The sequence below is a fragment of the Paraburkholderia sp. BGA-UO-ETr-F12 genome (assembly GCF_059567945.1).
Genome location: NZ_JCAQOZ010000005.1, coordinates 71,711 through 85,616, shown reverse-complemented (window position 1 = coordinate 85,616; position 13,906 = coordinate 71,711). Strand labels below are relative to the sequence as shown.

General features: G+C 62.2%; 11 protein-coding genes and 3 tRNA genes. 10 read left to right on the top strand and 4 right to left on the bottom strand.

Annotation, left to right across the window (positions count from 1 at the left end):
- Window positions 1–25 precede the first annotated feature (25 nt).
- From uvrC to AC57B6_RS01105, 7 genes are all read left to right on the top strand, one after another.
- Window positions 26–2,236 carry an excinuclease ABC subunit UvrC gene (uvrC, locus tag AC57B6_RS01135; protein ID WP_496420568.1) on the top strand — a complete coding sequence of 737 codons (2,211 nt, stop codon included), beginning with the start codon at window positions 26–28 and terminating at the stop codon, window positions 2,234–2,236.
- A gap of 208 nt (window positions 2,237–2,444) precedes the next feature.
- Window positions 2,445–3,038: a CDP-diacylglycerol--glycerol-3-phosphate 3-phosphatidyltransferase gene (gene pgsA, locus AC57B6_RS01130; protein WP_144192490.1), complete on the top strand. Its 594-nt coding sequence runs from the start codon at window positions 2,445–2,447 to the stop codon at window positions 3,036–3,038.
- A 249-nt stretch (window positions 3,039–3,287) separates the two neighbouring features.
- Window positions 3,288–3,363 (top strand) — tRNA-Gly (locus tag AC57B6_RS01125).
- A gap of 62 nt (window positions 3,364–3,425) precedes the next feature.
- Window positions 3,426–3,501 (top strand) — tRNA-Gly (locus tag AC57B6_RS01120).
- Between the two features lie 104 nt (window positions 3,502–3,605).
- Window positions 3,606–3,679: transfer RNA gene (locus tag AC57B6_RS01115), tRNA-Cys, on the top strand.
- 264 nt (window positions 3,680–3,943) lie between these two features.
- On the top strand, window positions 3,944–4,702 hold the full coding sequence (locus tag AC57B6_RS01110; RefSeq protein ID WP_496420567.1) for a TraB/GumN family protein: 759 nt from the start codon (window positions 3,944–3,946) through the stop codon (window positions 4,700–4,702).
- A 93-nt stretch (window positions 4,703–4,795) separates the two neighbouring features.
- On the top strand, window positions 4,796–5,302 hold the full coding sequence (locus AC57B6_RS01105; protein WP_496420566.1) for a GNAT family N-acetyltransferase: 507 nt from the start codon (window positions 4,796–4,798) through the stop codon (window positions 5,300–5,302).
- Window positions 5,303–5,395: 93 nt separating this feature from the next.
- Here the strand turns inward: AC57B6_RS01105 and AC57B6_RS01100 are convergent, their stop codons facing one another.
- Genes AC57B6_RS01100 through AC57B6_RS01090 form a run of 3 tightly spaced genes read right to left on the bottom strand, consistent with a single transcriptional unit; the run spans window position 5,396 to window position 7,339 of the window.
- Complete coding sequence (locus tag AC57B6_RS01100; protein WP_030101318.1) at window positions 5,396–6,280, bottom strand: cytochrome c oxidase assembly protein; 885 nt, start codon at window positions 6,278–6,280, stop codon at window positions 5,396–5,398.
- Window positions 6,281–6,289: 9 nt separating this feature from the next.
- Entirely contained in the window at window positions 6,290–6,751 is a 462-nt protein-coding gene (locus AC57B6_RS01095; protein WP_028199181.1) for a copper chaperone PCu(A)C, read from the bottom strand.
- Window positions 6,752–6,769: 18 nt separating this feature from the next.
- Complete coding sequence (locus AC57B6_RS01090; protein ID WP_496420591.1) at window positions 6,770–7,339, bottom strand: SCO family protein; 570 nt, start codon at window positions 7,337–7,339, stop codon at window positions 6,770–6,772.
- Between the two features lie 460 nt (window positions 7,340–7,799).
- Between AC57B6_RS01090 and otsB the strand changes: the two genes are divergently transcribed.
- Both otsB and otsA read left to right on the top strand, forming a co-directional pair.
- Window positions 7,800–8,549, top strand: a complete 750-nt coding sequence (otsB, locus tag AC57B6_RS01085; protein ID WP_216749923.1) for a trehalose-phosphatase — start codon at window positions 7,800–7,802, stop codon at window positions 8,547–8,549.
- A 55-nt stretch (window positions 8,550–8,604) separates the two neighbouring features.
- Window positions 8,605–10,065 (top strand): alpha,alpha-trehalose-phosphate synthase (UDP-forming), encoded by a 1,461-nt coding sequence (otsA, locus tag AC57B6_RS01080; RefSeq protein ID WP_028199178.1) that lies wholly within the window; start codon window positions 8,605–8,607, stop codon window positions 10,063–10,065.
- Between the two features lie 116 nt (window positions 10,066–10,181).
- On the opposite strand, the gene AC57B6_RS01075 is transcribed toward otsA, so the two are convergent.
- Entirely contained in the window at window positions 10,182–12,017 is a 1,836-nt protein-coding gene (locus AC57B6_RS01075; RefSeq protein WP_279225481.1) for an ABC transporter ATP-binding protein, read from the bottom strand.
- 695 nt (window positions 12,018–12,712) lie between these two features.
- Here AC57B6_RS01075 and AC57B6_RS01070 point away from each other — a divergent pair.
- Complete coding sequence (locus tag AC57B6_RS01070) at window positions 12,713–13,777, top strand: glycosyltransferase family 4 protein (protein ID WP_028199176.1); 1,065 nt, start codon at window positions 12,713–12,715, stop codon at window positions 13,775–13,777.
- Window positions 13,778–13,906: the final 129 nt, after the last annotated feature.

Sequence of the window (13,906 nt, the reverse complement as noted above, 5' to 3'; positions counted from 1 at the left end):
CACTGTCCCAGCCAATCGATTCTGCATGACCGAACCCGAAGCAACTGACGTTTTCGAGCCGAAGAAAGTGCTCGCCCAATTGCCGCATCTGCCTGGCGTGTATCGCTATTACGATACGCAGGGCGCGGTGCTTTATGTGGGCAAGGCGCGCGACCTCAAGAAGCGCGTCTCGAGCTACTTCACGAAGACGCAACTGTCCCCGCGTATCGCGATGATGGTGACGCGCATTGCGCGCATCGAGACGACCGTCACGCGCTCCGAGGCTGAGGCGCTGCTGCTCGAAAACAATCTGATCAAGGCGCTGGCGCCGCGTTACAACATCCTGTTTCGCGACGACAAGTCCTATCCCTATCTCAAACTGACCGGCCACAAATTTCCGCGCATGGCGTATTACCGCGGCTCGGTGGATCGCAAGAATCAGTATTTCGGACCGTTCCCGAGCGCGTGGGCGGTGCGCGAAAGCATCCAGATCCTGCAGCGCGTGTTCCAGTTGCGCACGTGTGAAGATTCCGTGTTCAACAACCGCACACGGCCCTGCCTGCTGCATCAGATCGGCCGCTGCACGGCGCCTTGCGTCGGAGCCATCAGCGAAGAGGATTACGCGCGCGACGTTGCCAATGCGTCGCGCTTTCTGCTCGGCCGGCAAGGTGAGGTGATGAACGAGCTCGAGCAGAAAATGCATGCGTTCGCGAGCGAACTGAAGTTCGAGCAGGCCGCGGCGGTGCGTAATCAGATGAGTTCGTTGTCGACGGTGCTGCATCAGCAGGCGATTGAAGTGGGTGGCGACAGCGATGTGGATATCCTCGCGGTCGTGGCGCTCGGCGGACGCGTGTGCGTGAATCTGGCGATGGTGCGGGGCGGGCGGCATCTGGGCGACAAGGCGTATTTCCCGGCGCATGTGGAAAGCGCCCTGACGATCGGCGAGGGTGGACTCGAAGAAGGCGGCGACGATGCGTTGCTGACCGACATCGCGGCGGGCGACGGCTCGGCGCTGAACGAGGGCGGCAACAGGGCAAACGCTGCGTCCGAAGCAGACGATGCGCTCGCGATTGCTGGGGAGATGCCGTCCGAAGAAGCCGATGACAAGGAAGACGAAGACGCTGCGCCCGACGTAGAGACGGATGAGGCGGCCGAGTCCGGGTCGGAATCCGGATCTCCAGCGCCGCGCAAAGGCCGTGCAACTGCCGGCGGCATCGAATCTGAAGTGCTGGAGGCGTTCATCGCGCAGCACTACATCGGCAACCGCGTACCGCCGGTGCTCGTGGTCAGCCACGCGCCGGCCACGCGCGAACTGGTCGACGTGCTGATCGAGCAGGCCGGCCACAAGGTGACGGTATTGCGCCAGCCGCAAGGTCAACGGCGCGCGTGGCTCGCGATGGCTGAGCAGAACGCACGGCTCGCACTCGCGCGCCTGCTTTCGGAACAAGGCTCGCAGCAGGCTCGCACGCGCGCGCTCACCGATACGCTCGGCATGGAGTGCGACGATCTCGCGCATCTGCGCATCGAGTGCTTCGACATCAGCCATACGATGGGCGAGGCGACGCAGGCGTCGTGCGTGGTGTATCACCATCACAAGATGCAGTCGTCCGAGTACCGCCGCTACAACATCACCGGCATCACCCCGGGCGACGACTACGCGGCGATGCGCCAGGTGCTGACGCGCCGTTACGAGAAGATGGTGGCGCAAGCGGCCGCGAACGCGGCGGATGAAGCCGCCGAATTGCAAACCGACGCGGCCGTTGACCCGTCGCTCGCGGCGGATGCCGCGGAACCGGCTGCGGCTGGCGGCATCCTGCCGACCATCGTGTTGATCGACGGCGGTAAGGGGCAGGTCGAAATCGCACGGCAGGTGTTCACCGAACTGGGTCTCGATACCGGCATGCTGGTCGGTGTCGCGAAGGGCGAGGGGCGCAAGGTGGGGCTGGAAACCCTGATTTTCGCGGATGGCCGCGCTCCGCTCGAACTCGGCAAGGAAAGCGCCGCGCTCATGCTGGTCGCGCAAATCCGCGACGAGGCGCACCGTTTCGCCATTACCGGCATGCGTGCAAAGCGCGGCAAGACACGCCAGACCTCACGGCTCGAAGAACTCGAAGGGGTGGGCGCGAAGCGGCGTCAGCGGTTATTGGCGCGTTTCGGTGGGCTGCGTGGGGTGGTTGCGGCAAGCGTCGAGGATCTGGCGAGCGTCGAAGGAATTTCGCAGGCGCTGGCCGAGCAGATCTACCGGCAATTGCACTAATTACACCGGTCGCGGCACGCCGGGCAGCGCCCGGATTCTGCAGCGAGCGGTCGATAAATAACGCAAAAGCGGCCGGCAAGCAGATGCCAGGCGGCTGATAAGCGGTGCCCCGGCGTTGCGCGCGCCAGGCTCCGCGCGCCGCTTTGCTTGTGGCAGGCCTTGCGACACGGCACAATTGCATCTCCCTTGTCAGACGCTGCGCCTGCCCATGCCGTTTAATTTTCCGATTTTCCTGACTTGGCTGCGGATCGTTCTGATTCCGCTCGTCGTCGGTGTGTTTTATTTGCCTGACATGATGATGAGCCCGGCACACCGCAATCTGGCGGCCGCGACGATCTTCATTCTGGCGGCGCTCACCGACTGGTTCGACGGCTTCCTGGCCCGTAAGTGGAACCAGACTTCGGCGTTCGGCGCGTTCCTCGATCCGGTCGCCGACAAGCTGATGGTGACGGCTGCGCTGCTGGTGCTCGTGCAACTCGCGCGGATCGATTCGGCAATCGCACTGGTGATCGTCGGGCGCGAGATCGCCATCTCGGCGCTGCGCGAGTGGATGGCGCAGATCGGTGCGTCGAAGAGCGTTGCGGTGAATTCGCTCGGCAAGTTCAAGACCGTGTGCCAGATGGTCGCGATTCCGATGCTGCTGTTCTACGGGCCGTTGCCGTTCGGCGGTGGTGTGTTCGTCGACACGCGCGTGTGGGGTTTGTGGCTGATCTATCTGGCTGCGTTCCTGACGATCTGGTCGATGCTCTACTACATGAAACTTGCATGGCCGCAGATCCGCGAACGGGGCGGCGTGGCCTGATTGTGTCTGAGCGGAGATCGAGCGAGACGCAGCGCGCGGAAGGCGCGCGCTTGTTCGAACGTCGCGCTAGCGTGAGTGAAATCTTTTCAGTTAAAGACATTCGCAAAAGGGGTTGACACGTTTCAGTCGTTTCTCCATAATCTCGTTTCTCCGATGCACGCAGTTCGAAACGTCGCAGGTAGTAACGGAGGCAGTAAGCGTGTAGTTGCAGTAACAAGGCAGCAGTTAGTAGGGCAAAAGCAGCACAATGCGGGAGTAGCTCAGTTGGTAGAGCGCAACCTTGCCAAGGTTGAGGTCGCGAGTTCGAGCCTCGTCTCCCGCTCCAATTTTTGAAGCAGCGCGTTGTTTGGCGAAGTAAAAGTGCAAGGCGTTGTGAAGTAGGGCAATGCGGGAGTAGCTCAGTTGGTAGAGCGCAACCTTGCCAAGGTTGAGGTCGCGAGTTCGAGCCTCGTCTCCCGCTCCAATCATTAGGGGAAGCAGTGCTTCCCTTTTTGTTTGATGGGCCGGTCCCTATGGTGGCTCACCAGACAAATCTGAGAATCTGCAGCTAGGTTCCAGTCCGCTTGCGGCGCGATAGCAAAGCGGTTATGCAGCGGCCTGCAAAGCCGTTTAGGCCGGTTCGACTCCGGCTCGCGCCTCCAGTAGTTGATGTAAAGAAAAGCCCCGACTTGTCGGGGCTTTTCTTTTTTCGGTGTCGCGTTATCTCGTACTTGGTGGCCCTGCTCCCGGGCGATATGCAACCGCGTCCGGCAGTGTGCTTCGCTCTGCGCAACGTTATAGTTCGCAGACTCCCCCTCGCATCGACATCATGCGCATCCCGGATACCGAACGCCGCTCCTTCTATCTACGCCTGATTTACGCGCTGTGCACAGTCGATTGAATTGCGCCCGTCCACTTGAGGTTGCATGTACCTACAACTCACCGGCACCAACGTCCGTTTGCTCGGCTCAATGCATCTGTTCCCTGCGACGAGTCGCAGAACGCCGCCATGGATTGCTGAAGCATATGACTGGGCCGAATCGCTGGTCTTCGAATCGGATCCGCCGACGATTCTGCCGTTTCTGAAGGCTCCCCCGCAGGGTGGTGCCGATCAACTGCAGCCGTTGCTATCCGCCGACGCCTGGAATCAGCTACAGGCCGTGTGGCCCGCGCAAGGGCCGTTGGCGCCGCTCGCCGAGTTGCGTCCATGGGCCACGCTGATCGTCGCGCCGACGCTGTTCCAGCAGGTCGTCGAAGGTGTCGAGCCGCGCATGCTGCGCTCGGCACTGGCGCAAGCCAAGCCGTACGAGTATCTCGAGACCGCACAGGAGGTCGTGGCATCGCTCGAGTCGATTCCGCTCGAAGCAGTCGGTGCCGCGCTTGGCATGCTGATGTCCGATCTCGACGAACCGCAGCGCACGCTCGAGCGGATGTACACCGCCTGGTTACACGGCGATTTGCAGGCCGTGCACCAGATCGCCGTCGAGTCGCCAATGTTCAACTTGCCCGGCATCCGCAGCGCCATTCTCGATGCGCGCAATCGCGCGTGGGCGGCGCGAGTGAAGGAATTGGCCGGACGGCCAGAGCGAATCTTGGTGGTGGTGGGCGCGCTGCATCTGTGCGGGCCCGGTAACCTGATCGAATGTCTCGCACAGCCCGTCGAGCCGGTTTTCGTCAGCAGCTAGAGAGGTTTGCCGGCGACATAGCTTAACAGCGCCACGCGCGGCATAATTCTTTTTGCCGCCGCCCGTCGAGGCGCGCTTCCCTTGAAGATTTCCATGACTGAACCGCAGCACACCGCCGCCACGCGACTGGCGCAACTCGAATGGCGCTGGAAAACGTTCGACGACCTCACGAACGCGGAAGTCTATGCGATGCTGGCCGCCCGCAGCGCCGTGTTCGTCGTCGAGCAGAACTGCGTGTATGGCGACATCGACGGGCTCGATTCAGCCGCATGGCATCTGTTCGCGTTCGGTCCCGGTGATACATCAAGCACTAAAAAAAAGCCGCTAGCGGGCTATCTGCGCGTGTTGCTGCCGGATGCCGACGACACCGATATCCGCATCGGCCGCGTTCTGACCACCGCGGAATTCCGCGGCATTGGCCTCGGCAACGCGATGCTCGAACGCTCGCTCGCGCATATCCGGGCACAGTGGCCCGGTACACCGATCCGCTTGCATGCGCAGGCTCATCTGCAAGGCTTCTACGGCGCATTCGACTTTACGCCGGTGTCGGAGATTCACGACGAGGACGGCATCCCGCATGTGTGGATGCGCTCGGCCTAACTCAGTCAGATGGCAACAGGAATGACAACCTGATCCGGCGCGTGCGCGCCGACCGGCTGCAAGCGCCGCGGCTTCTTCAACAGATTCGGAATCTCAGCGGCGGCCGCTCGCAGGCGCTGTTGCAGCTTGCGTCAGGCCTTGCGCCGTCTTTACGCGCCGCTCGCCACGCAGACGCCCGCGCGCCGACAGCCGCATCCAGTGACGCAACGCCACCAGCGCGCCGATCACGCTCATCATCGAGCCGGGAATCCACAGCAACAATCCGCCGATCTGCTGATCGCGCATCGGGCTTAGCCACGTAAAGGCGCGCCCGCAGATCGAGTAGATCGGATAAAGCTCGCGCGGCGTAAAGAAGATAAATGCGCCGAGCATGATCTGCGGCGGAATCGCGGCAATCACAACCAGCACGCGCTTGCCGGGAGACAAACGCGCCGGCGGCGCGGGCCGCGGATCGAGTACGAGCCACCAGAACAGCAGGCCGTCGATCACCATGCTCCAGTTCATCACGCGATAGAGCCGCCAGTCGAGCATCGCCACGAAATGGATCGGCGACATCAGCCAGAAATAGATCAGCCCGACGAACAACGTGACCGCAACCACCGGATGCATCACCACGTCGAGCAGCTTGCGTACTAACGGAGCCTCCAGCGCGGGCCGCACGAAGCGCTGCCGCCATCTGAATGGAATGCCCGCGCGCAACGCGGCGCCCGGATACGAGAGCGCGATAAAGAACGGCCCGAGGTGATGCAGCACCAGATGCTGCAAGCGATGCATGAAGAACTCATGCTCGAAGAAATAATCGAGCCGCGTATGCAGCGCGACATACAACGCGACCAGCCCGAACCAGAAGGAAATGCGCCGGCGAATCGACAGCTTCGCCTTGTGCGCGCCGCGCACGAAAAGGATCGCCGGTACCAGCAAGGCGATCACGACAGTCGGCGAAAACTCCCAGGGGTCGAGCCAGTAGAGCAGATTCATCGCGGCGTGTTACTTGGTCTGGGCGGGTGACTTGACGGCGAACGGCGTATCGAGCGTTTCGCCGTCGGAGAACTTCAGCGTCAGATGCACGGTGTCGCCCGGCGCGATCTTGTGCTTCGCGTCTTCGAGCATCACGTGATAGCCGCCCGGCGCAATTGCCACCTGGCCGTGCGCGGGCACCGTCAGCTTGTCGACCATCACCATCTTCTGCGTCGAGCCGTTCGACACGGTTTGATGCAGCATCGCGTCGCCGTAGTCGTTGCTGGAAATATCGACGAGGTCGACCGGCTTATCGCTCGCGTTCACCAGCGTCGCATAGCCGGCGGCAGGGAGGTTGTTCGGCAGCCAGCGCACCCACGCGTCCTTGACGCTGATCGCGTTAGCGCCAGCGGCAAACGCGGCCGACGTGAAACCGCATGAGAGGGCGAGGGTGCAGCTCAGTGCGGCGAACGTTTTGAACTTGATCGACATGAATGAACTCAGGAAAGGTCAGGAACGGTCATCAGTGATACGGCGCAGGTCTTGTGCGATCGCATCGGGAGTATCGTGATCGGTGGCGAGCAGGCGTGCATGGCCCTGTTGATCGAACACGTAGACGGCCGAGCTATGGGTGACCTCATAGTTGCCGTTGGGGTCGCGCTTTTCCATCTGATAGGCGACCCGGTAACGTTTGGCGAGTGATTCGATCTGCCAGGCGGTGCCTGTCAGGCCCTCGGCGTGTCGCGAGTCGAAGGCGCCCACGTAGTCATGCAAGGCTTTGGGCGTGTCGCGCGCCGGATCGACGGTAATGAACAGGATGCGCACCTTTTGCGCGTCCGGGCCGAGTTTGCCGAGAACCTGCATCAGGCGGCCCATCGTCTCGGGACAGACATCCGGACAATGCGTATAGCCAAAGTAGACCAGCGAGGTGCGGCCTTTGAACGAATCGCCGGTTACGGGGCGGCCGTCGTCGCCGGTCAGTGTGAAATCGAGATCCGGCAAATGGCCGGTCACGTTGGTCAACTGGAACGGTTCGTCGGGATGCGTGCAGCCGCTCAGTGCACCGAGCGCGCCCACCATCACGGTTAGCGTGGCCAGGTGCCTAAGCCAGGGCCGGCGGGGTGTGACGAGATTCGGCTGGCGGCGGGACGAGATAATGGGGAACAAAGCAGGGTTCAATTACTCGATTGAAGAGCGGCGCGTGAATGGACGCAGCGTGATTCGTGCACGGCGCGCGGCCCGTCATAGTGTGCAAATATGGTCGTCACTGCAATGGTCTGCGTGGCTGCGACTGTATCGCAAAATCTCCGACGACGTCGTGCAGCGCCTGCAGGCGCGTGCTTTGCGAGGCAATTTGACGCATGCGGGTGAAAGCTGGTTGAAGCCGGATTGTTCTCTTTTTGAACGCAATCGTGAGCCGCATTGGCCGTACCGCCCGGCCACGCTTAGGTCCCAGCTTACTTTCTCGAAAAATTGACGGATGCGCGGTAAGATGCGCACACTTTTCCGGCCGCAGAAGGCCGAAAGGCAAAATTAACCGATGCAAGCACTTCCGGCTGTCCTGTCTCCAGGTGAGACGGCATTTTTCTTCGACTTCGACGGCACGCTCGTCGAACTCGCGCCCACGCCGGACGGCGTGCTGGTGCAACCGCGCGTGATCCGCTTGCTGACCGAATTGCGCAATCTCACGAACGGCGCCGTCGCGATCGTGTCGGGCCGCGGCATTGACAGTATCGACAGTTTTCTCGGCATGCCCGACCTGCCGATTGCCGGTTTGCATGGCGCCGAACGGCGCGACGCGAACGGCGACACGCAGCGCATCGGTTTTCACGACGAGCGGCTGTTGCGCATGGAGCAGGTGCTCGCCCAGGTCGTCAACGAGCACCCCGGCATGCTGCTCGAGATCAAAGGCGCGGCGCTGGCGCTGCATTACCGTAACGCACCTGAGCGCGAGGCGGTGGCGCGCGAGGCGACGGAGCGGCTGGTGGCCGATTATCCTGGCGCGTATGTGTTGCAGCCGGGCAAGATGGTCTACGAAATCAAGCCGAAGGATGTCGACAAAGGCCGCGCAATGCGCGCGTTCCTGGATGAACCGCCGTTCGTCGGCCGCACCCCCGTGTTTGCCGGCGACGACCTGACCGACGAGAAAGGCTTTGCCGTCGTCAACGAGCGCGGTGGGTTGTCGATCAAGGTGGGCGCGGGCGACACGATGGCGCATGCGCGCGCCGGGTCGGTCACGGCGCTGCTCGACTGGCTGGAATCGATTGTCGCGGCCGCGCGCGGAGCGTGATGGTGACACCGCATCGCCCAACGACTATGACTTACTGCATCGGGAATCGCGCTTCATGAGCCGACTGATCATCGTATCGAACCGGGTCGCACCGATCTCGGAGGGTGGCCCGGCGGCGGGCGGCCTCGCAGTCGGCGTCTACGACGCATTGAAGGAAACCGGCGGCATGTGGTTCGGCTGGAGCGGCGACGTGCTCAGCTCCGGCCAGCCGCAGATCAAGGTGGAAGAGCGCGGGCCGGTGACGTTCGCGACCATCGCGTTGATGCGCCGCGACTACGACCAGTACTACCGCGGCTTCTCGAACGCCACACTGTGGCCTGCGTTCCACTATCGCGCCGATCTGCTGCAATACGACCGCCACGACTTCGGCGGTTATTGCCGCGTCAATGCGTGGCTCGCCCAGCAACTCGTGCCGCTCTTGCGTGAAGACGACGTGATCTGGGTTCACGACTATCACCTGATTCCATTCGCCCAGGCATTGCGGGCGGCCGGCGTGAAAAATCGCATCGGTTTCTTTTTGCATATCCCGTTTCCGGCCTCGCAGGTGTTGCTGGCGGTGCCGCCTCATCGCGAGCTGGTCGAAGCGCTCTGTTCGTTCGATTTGCTCGGTTTCCAGACCGCGCCTGATTTGCGGGCGTTCTGCGACTACATCGTCAACGAGGCGAACGGCACGGTCGACGTATCGGCCAGCGGTCCGCTGACGGTCCATGCGTTTGGCCGGACTCTGCGTGCGGCCGCTTACCCGATCGGCGTCTATCCGGACGAAATCGCCGAACTGGCGAAAGCGGGTGAGCGGGGCAAGCCGGTGCGCACGATGAAGGCCACGCTGCATTCCCGCAAGCTGATCATGAGCGTGGACCGGCTGGATTATTCGAAGGGGCTGGTCGAGCGCTTTCGTGCGTTCGAGCGGCTGCTCGAACATTCCACCGCACAACGCAATAAGGTGTCGTTCCTGCAAATTGCACCGCCCACGCGCGCCGACATGCACGCGTATCAGGACATTCGTCTGCAACTCGAAGGGGAGTCAGGGCGCATCAATGGCCGCTTTGCCGAACTCGACTGGACGCCGATCCTGTACATCCATAAGCAGTACGAGCGCTCGGTGCTGGCCGCGCTGTTTCGTACGGCGCATGTAGGCTACGTCACGCCGCTGCGTGACGGCATGAATCTCGTCGCGAAGGAATATGTGTCGGCGCAGGACCCGGAGAATCCCGGCGTGCTCGTGCTGTCACGTTTTGCCGGCGCGGCGCAGGAACTGGGCGGCGCGTTGATCGTGAATCCGGTCGATATCGACGGCATGGCCGAGGCGCTCGCGAGCGCGCTGGCGATGCCGCTTGCGGAGCGCCAGGCGCGTCATCGCGACATGATGGCGCAACTGCGCGAGAACAACGTATCGGTGTGGCGCGATAACTTCATGCGCGATCTTCAGAGGGCACAGGGTGCGAAGAGCCCGCGAACCGTGAAGGTGCGGGCCGGGTCGGGTAAGCGGGCTGTGCGTGAGACCAGCGTCGGATAGGTGGCGATCAGGCCGGATCAGCGCGGATGTTCATTCGCAGGGGGAAACAAAAAAGCCGCTTCCGAGCGGCTTTTTTGCGGGTTACCGGCCTGGCGGAGGAGCGGGCCGTGCGTTGGTCAGACCACGTGCTGCTCGTCCACCTTCTTGCCGCCGACATGCAGCGTCGCGCCCTTGCCATACTGCTTCGAGAGCAGATCGCGATACAGGCCGGGTCGCAGACGCAACTCTTCCGGACTGCCGTCGTCGATGACCTTGCCCTGACTCATCACGATGATCCGGTCGAAGTTGTTCAGCGTCGACAGCCGGTGCGCAATCGCGATCACCGTGCGGCCCACCATCAGCCGGTCGAGCGCCTTCTGGATCGCCTCTTCCGATGCACTGTCTAGCGCCGAGGTGGCTTCGTCGAGCAGAAGGATCGGCGCATTCTTCAGAATCGCGCGCGCAATCGCGATGCGCTGGCGTTGTCCGCCGGACAGTTTGACGCCGCGGTCGCCGACGATCGTGTCGAATCCCTCCGGCATGGCGTCGATGAAATCGCTGCAACGGGCTTCACGCGCGGCGGCGATCACTTCATCCCGGCTCGCGTCAGGGCGGCCGTAAGCGATGTTTTCGTACACCGTGCGGTGGAACAGCGAGATATCCTGCGGTACCAGCGCGATTGCATGGCGCAGGCTATCCTGGGTGATGGTGGCGATGTCCTGGCCGTCGATCTTGATGGCGCCGCCCTGCGTCTCGTAGAAGCGTTGCAGCAGCGCCAGCACGGTGGATTTGCCCGCGCCCGACTTGCCGATCAGGCCAACCCGCTGGCCCGGCTCGATATGCAGATCGAAGTGATCGAGAATCGGTCGGCGGCGCGGATAGGCAAACGTCACGCTTTCGAAATCGACCCGGCCGCCTTGCGGCACGAGTTCGGTAGCGCCGTCGCGGTCCGGCATGCCATGCGGCTCGAGCAGGGTGCGCACGGCTTCCGCGAGCCGCGCGACATGCTGGGTCACGTCGACCAGCGCCACAGCCAGGTCGCGCGTGCCGTGCAGGATCGTGAACCCGAGCGAGCTGACCAGCACGATGTCGCCGGAGGTCGCCTTGCCTTGATCCCACAGCCACAGCGCCCAGCCCAGCAAACCGGCGGAGAGCAGGGCGGTGATCACCGCATGCAGCAGGCGCAGCTTTTCCAGATAAAGCAGGCTCTGCTGGCGGGCTTCCATTTCCGCCTTGACGGTCGCGCCGAAACGCTGCTGCTCGCGAAACGTCATGCCGAAGGCGCGCACGAGGCCCATGTTGCTGATGACGTCGACCAGCTCACCGTCCACCGACGCTGCCTTGGTGGCGAAATGATGATGGCGCGCCGAGCCGCGCCCGGCCAGCTTGTAAAGCACGACCGACAGGATGGCCGAGCACAGCATCAGGCCGCCCGCCATCAGCGGATTCACCGCGATGATCATGACGATCGCGCCGAGCACCGCGATACACGGGGGCAACACGTTCCAGGCGGTGGTGTTTTCGGCGGTGTAGACCGCGTTCGACGTTGCCGTGATGCGGCTCGCCAGCATACCGGGCTGCTTTTCCGAGTAGTAGGTCGGCGAGTGGCCGCTCAGGTACTGGAACAGGTCGCGCCGCAAGTCGCCGGTCACGGCCACGAAGGTGTGCGCGGCAACCCAGCCGCCGACCCGCCACAGCAGGTTGTCGGCGGCAATCAGGCCGACCAGGATGGCAAACGCGCCCCACAGCGGACCGGGGTGATGGCGGCCTTCGCCGAGCACGTCGATCAGATGCTTGATCGCGTACTGCGAAGCGAGCGCACAGCCCACGGCCGCAAACACGCTGCACAGGACGATCGCGTGCGCGAGCGGATGGCGGCGAATAAAGCGGAAAAGAAACGCAAGCGGCCTGTGCGCATAGCTCGCGAGCTTTGCGTTCTGGGCATTACGCTGGGCGATGGTTAAATGTTCCAATTGATCGTGAGGTCGGTGTGTTTCAGGTTGTTCATGCAAGGCATGGGCCACAGCCAAAGCGTTTGCCGCGAAGCCGATGCTTCGCATTGTAAACATGCAAAAGCGATTGCGCCCTGTGTATCCGGGCGATGGCGCGACTGATTTCGCGATAGACGACCGCGACCTACTGTTGCTCGACCCGCCAATGGAGCGGCGGTTCACACAGGCTGCGGAAAATTTCGAGATATAATTACAAATTGCATTCAACTGCGGTGCGGCATTCCTTCAATGTCTACCGGCAAAGTTGACACAGGCGCTCAACGCCGCCGCCGTCGGGTCAGCGTCGCAAGCCAGTTGCTACTGTAGAACTGTCTTATAAAACAAGGGTTTGTAAAGTGTTTCGCCTTTGTAACAACGTAAAGACTTTGAAATGTTGTGGTGCAGCGAGGCGGCCGGCACCGATAATGCATGCTCTGTTGGCCCACCGAAATTTCTAACAGTTTGTCAACGTACGTGCCCTGTATGCGTTGTTTACCGGCACATGCGCAGACAGCGAACTGTTGATCTGGGCTCATTACCCAAGCGATCCATCGCAGGATTTCTCGAAAGAATCAGGCCCGCGCCGGCATATCCGGCCAGACTGCCCTGGCGAGCAAGCGAGTCGCTTTTACCAAACGCAGCACTTTTGCCTGATTTTTTACGAGGAGTTCTTCATTATGCGAATCGCTCAAATCGCTCCCTTGCACGAGGCGGTTCCTCCCAAGCTTTACGGCGGTACGGAACGCGTAGTGTCCTACCTGACCGAAGCGCTGGTGGAACAGGGCCATGACGTCACGCTTTTCGCAAGCGGCGATTCGCAAACCTCGGCGAAACTCGAAGCTTTCTGGCCGCAGGCGTTGCGCCTCGACCCGACCATCCGCGACGTGATGGCGCCGCACATGTTGCTGCTCGAAGAAGTGCGCCGCCGTGCGGACGAATTCGACGTGCTGCATTTTCACATCGATTACTACCCGTTCTCGCTGTTCGCCCGTCAGCCGGTGCCGTTCCTGACCACGCTGCACGGCCGTCTTGACCTGCCGGAACTGCAGCCGATTTTCAACACGTTCAGCGACGTGCCGGTGGTGTCGATTTCGGATAACCAGCGCATCCCGCTGCAACAAGCGAACTGGCTGCAAACCGTTTATCACGGTCTGCCGGAAAACGTGCTCACGCCGATCAAAGACGTGGAGCCCGGCTACCTCGCATTCCTTGGCCGCGTCTCGCCGGAGAAGGGTCTTGACCGTGCGATCCGCATCGCCGGCCAGGCAGGCATGAAGCTCAAGGTCGCCGCCAAGATCGACAAGGCCGACCGTGCCTATTACGAAGAAGTGATCAAGCCGCTGATGGCGCTCCCGCACGTCGAATACATCGGCGAAATCGGCGAAGCCGAAAAGCGTGAATTCCTCGGCAACGCGCACGCACTGGTGTTCCCGATCGACTGGCCGGAGCCCTTCGGTCTGGTGATGATCGAAGCAATGGCTTGCGGCACGCCGGTGATCGCGTTCAATCGCGGTTCGGTGCCGGAAGTGATCGAAAACGGCGTGTCGGGTTTCGTCGTCGAAGACGAAATCAGCGCGGTCGCCGCGCTGAAGCGTCTGCACACGCTGCCGCGCGCCAAGGTGCGCGCCGCATTCGAAGCGCGCTTCTCGTCGAAAGTGATGGCGCAGAACTACGTCGCCGCGTACGAAGAGTTGCTGCGTCGGAAGCATCGCACGGTGCTGCGCGAAGTCAACGCCAGCTAACGCGCGGTAATCGTAGTAAACGCAGTCAAGCCGGCTTGCCGGGGAGGTTTCGGCCAGGTGCGCCCGGCTAGGCGCCCCCAGCTAGGCGCCCCCAGCTAGGCGCCCCCAGCTAGGCGCCCCCAGCGATTT

Excerpts from the sequence above, each read along its gene's own strand:
- uvrC (WP_496420568.1), top strand. The coding sequence starts at position 26 with ATGACCGAACCCGAAGCAACTGACGTTTTCGAGCCGAAGAAAGTGCTC.
- pgsA (WP_144192490.1), top strand. The coding sequence starts at position 2,445 with ATGCCGTTTAATTTTCCGATTTTCCTGACTTGGCTGCGGATCGTTCTG.
- AC57B6_RS01110 (WP_496420567.1), top strand. The coding sequence starts at position 3,944 with ATGTACCTACAACTCACCGGCACCAACGTCCGTTTGCTCGGCTCAATG.
- AC57B6_RS01105 (WP_496420566.1), top strand. The coding sequence starts at position 4,796 with ATGACTGAACCGCAGCACACCGCCGCCACGCGACTGGCGCAACTCGAA.
- AC57B6_RS01100 (WP_030101318.1), bottom strand. The coding sequence starts at position 6,280 with ATGAATCTGCTCTACTGGCTCGACCCCTGGGAGTTTTCGCCGACTGTC.
- AC57B6_RS01095 (WP_028199181.1), bottom strand. The coding sequence starts at position 6,751 with ATGTCGATCAAGTTCAAAACGTTCGCCGCACTGAGCTGCACCCTCGCC.
- AC57B6_RS01090 (WP_496420591.1), bottom strand. The coding sequence starts at position 7,339 with ATGGTGGGCGCGCTCGGTGCACTGAGCGGCTGCACGCATCCCGACGAA.
- otsB (WP_216749923.1), top strand. The coding sequence starts at position 7,800 with ATGCAAGCACTTCCGGCTGTCCTGTCTCCAGGTGAGACGGCATTTTTC.
- otsA (WP_028199178.1), top strand. The coding sequence starts at position 8,605 with ATGAGCCGACTGATCATCGTATCGAACCGGGTCGCACCGATCTCGGAG.
- AC57B6_RS01070 (WP_028199176.1), top strand. The coding sequence starts at position 12,713 with ATGCGAATCGCTCAAATCGCTCCCTTGCACGAGGCGGTTCCTCCCAAG.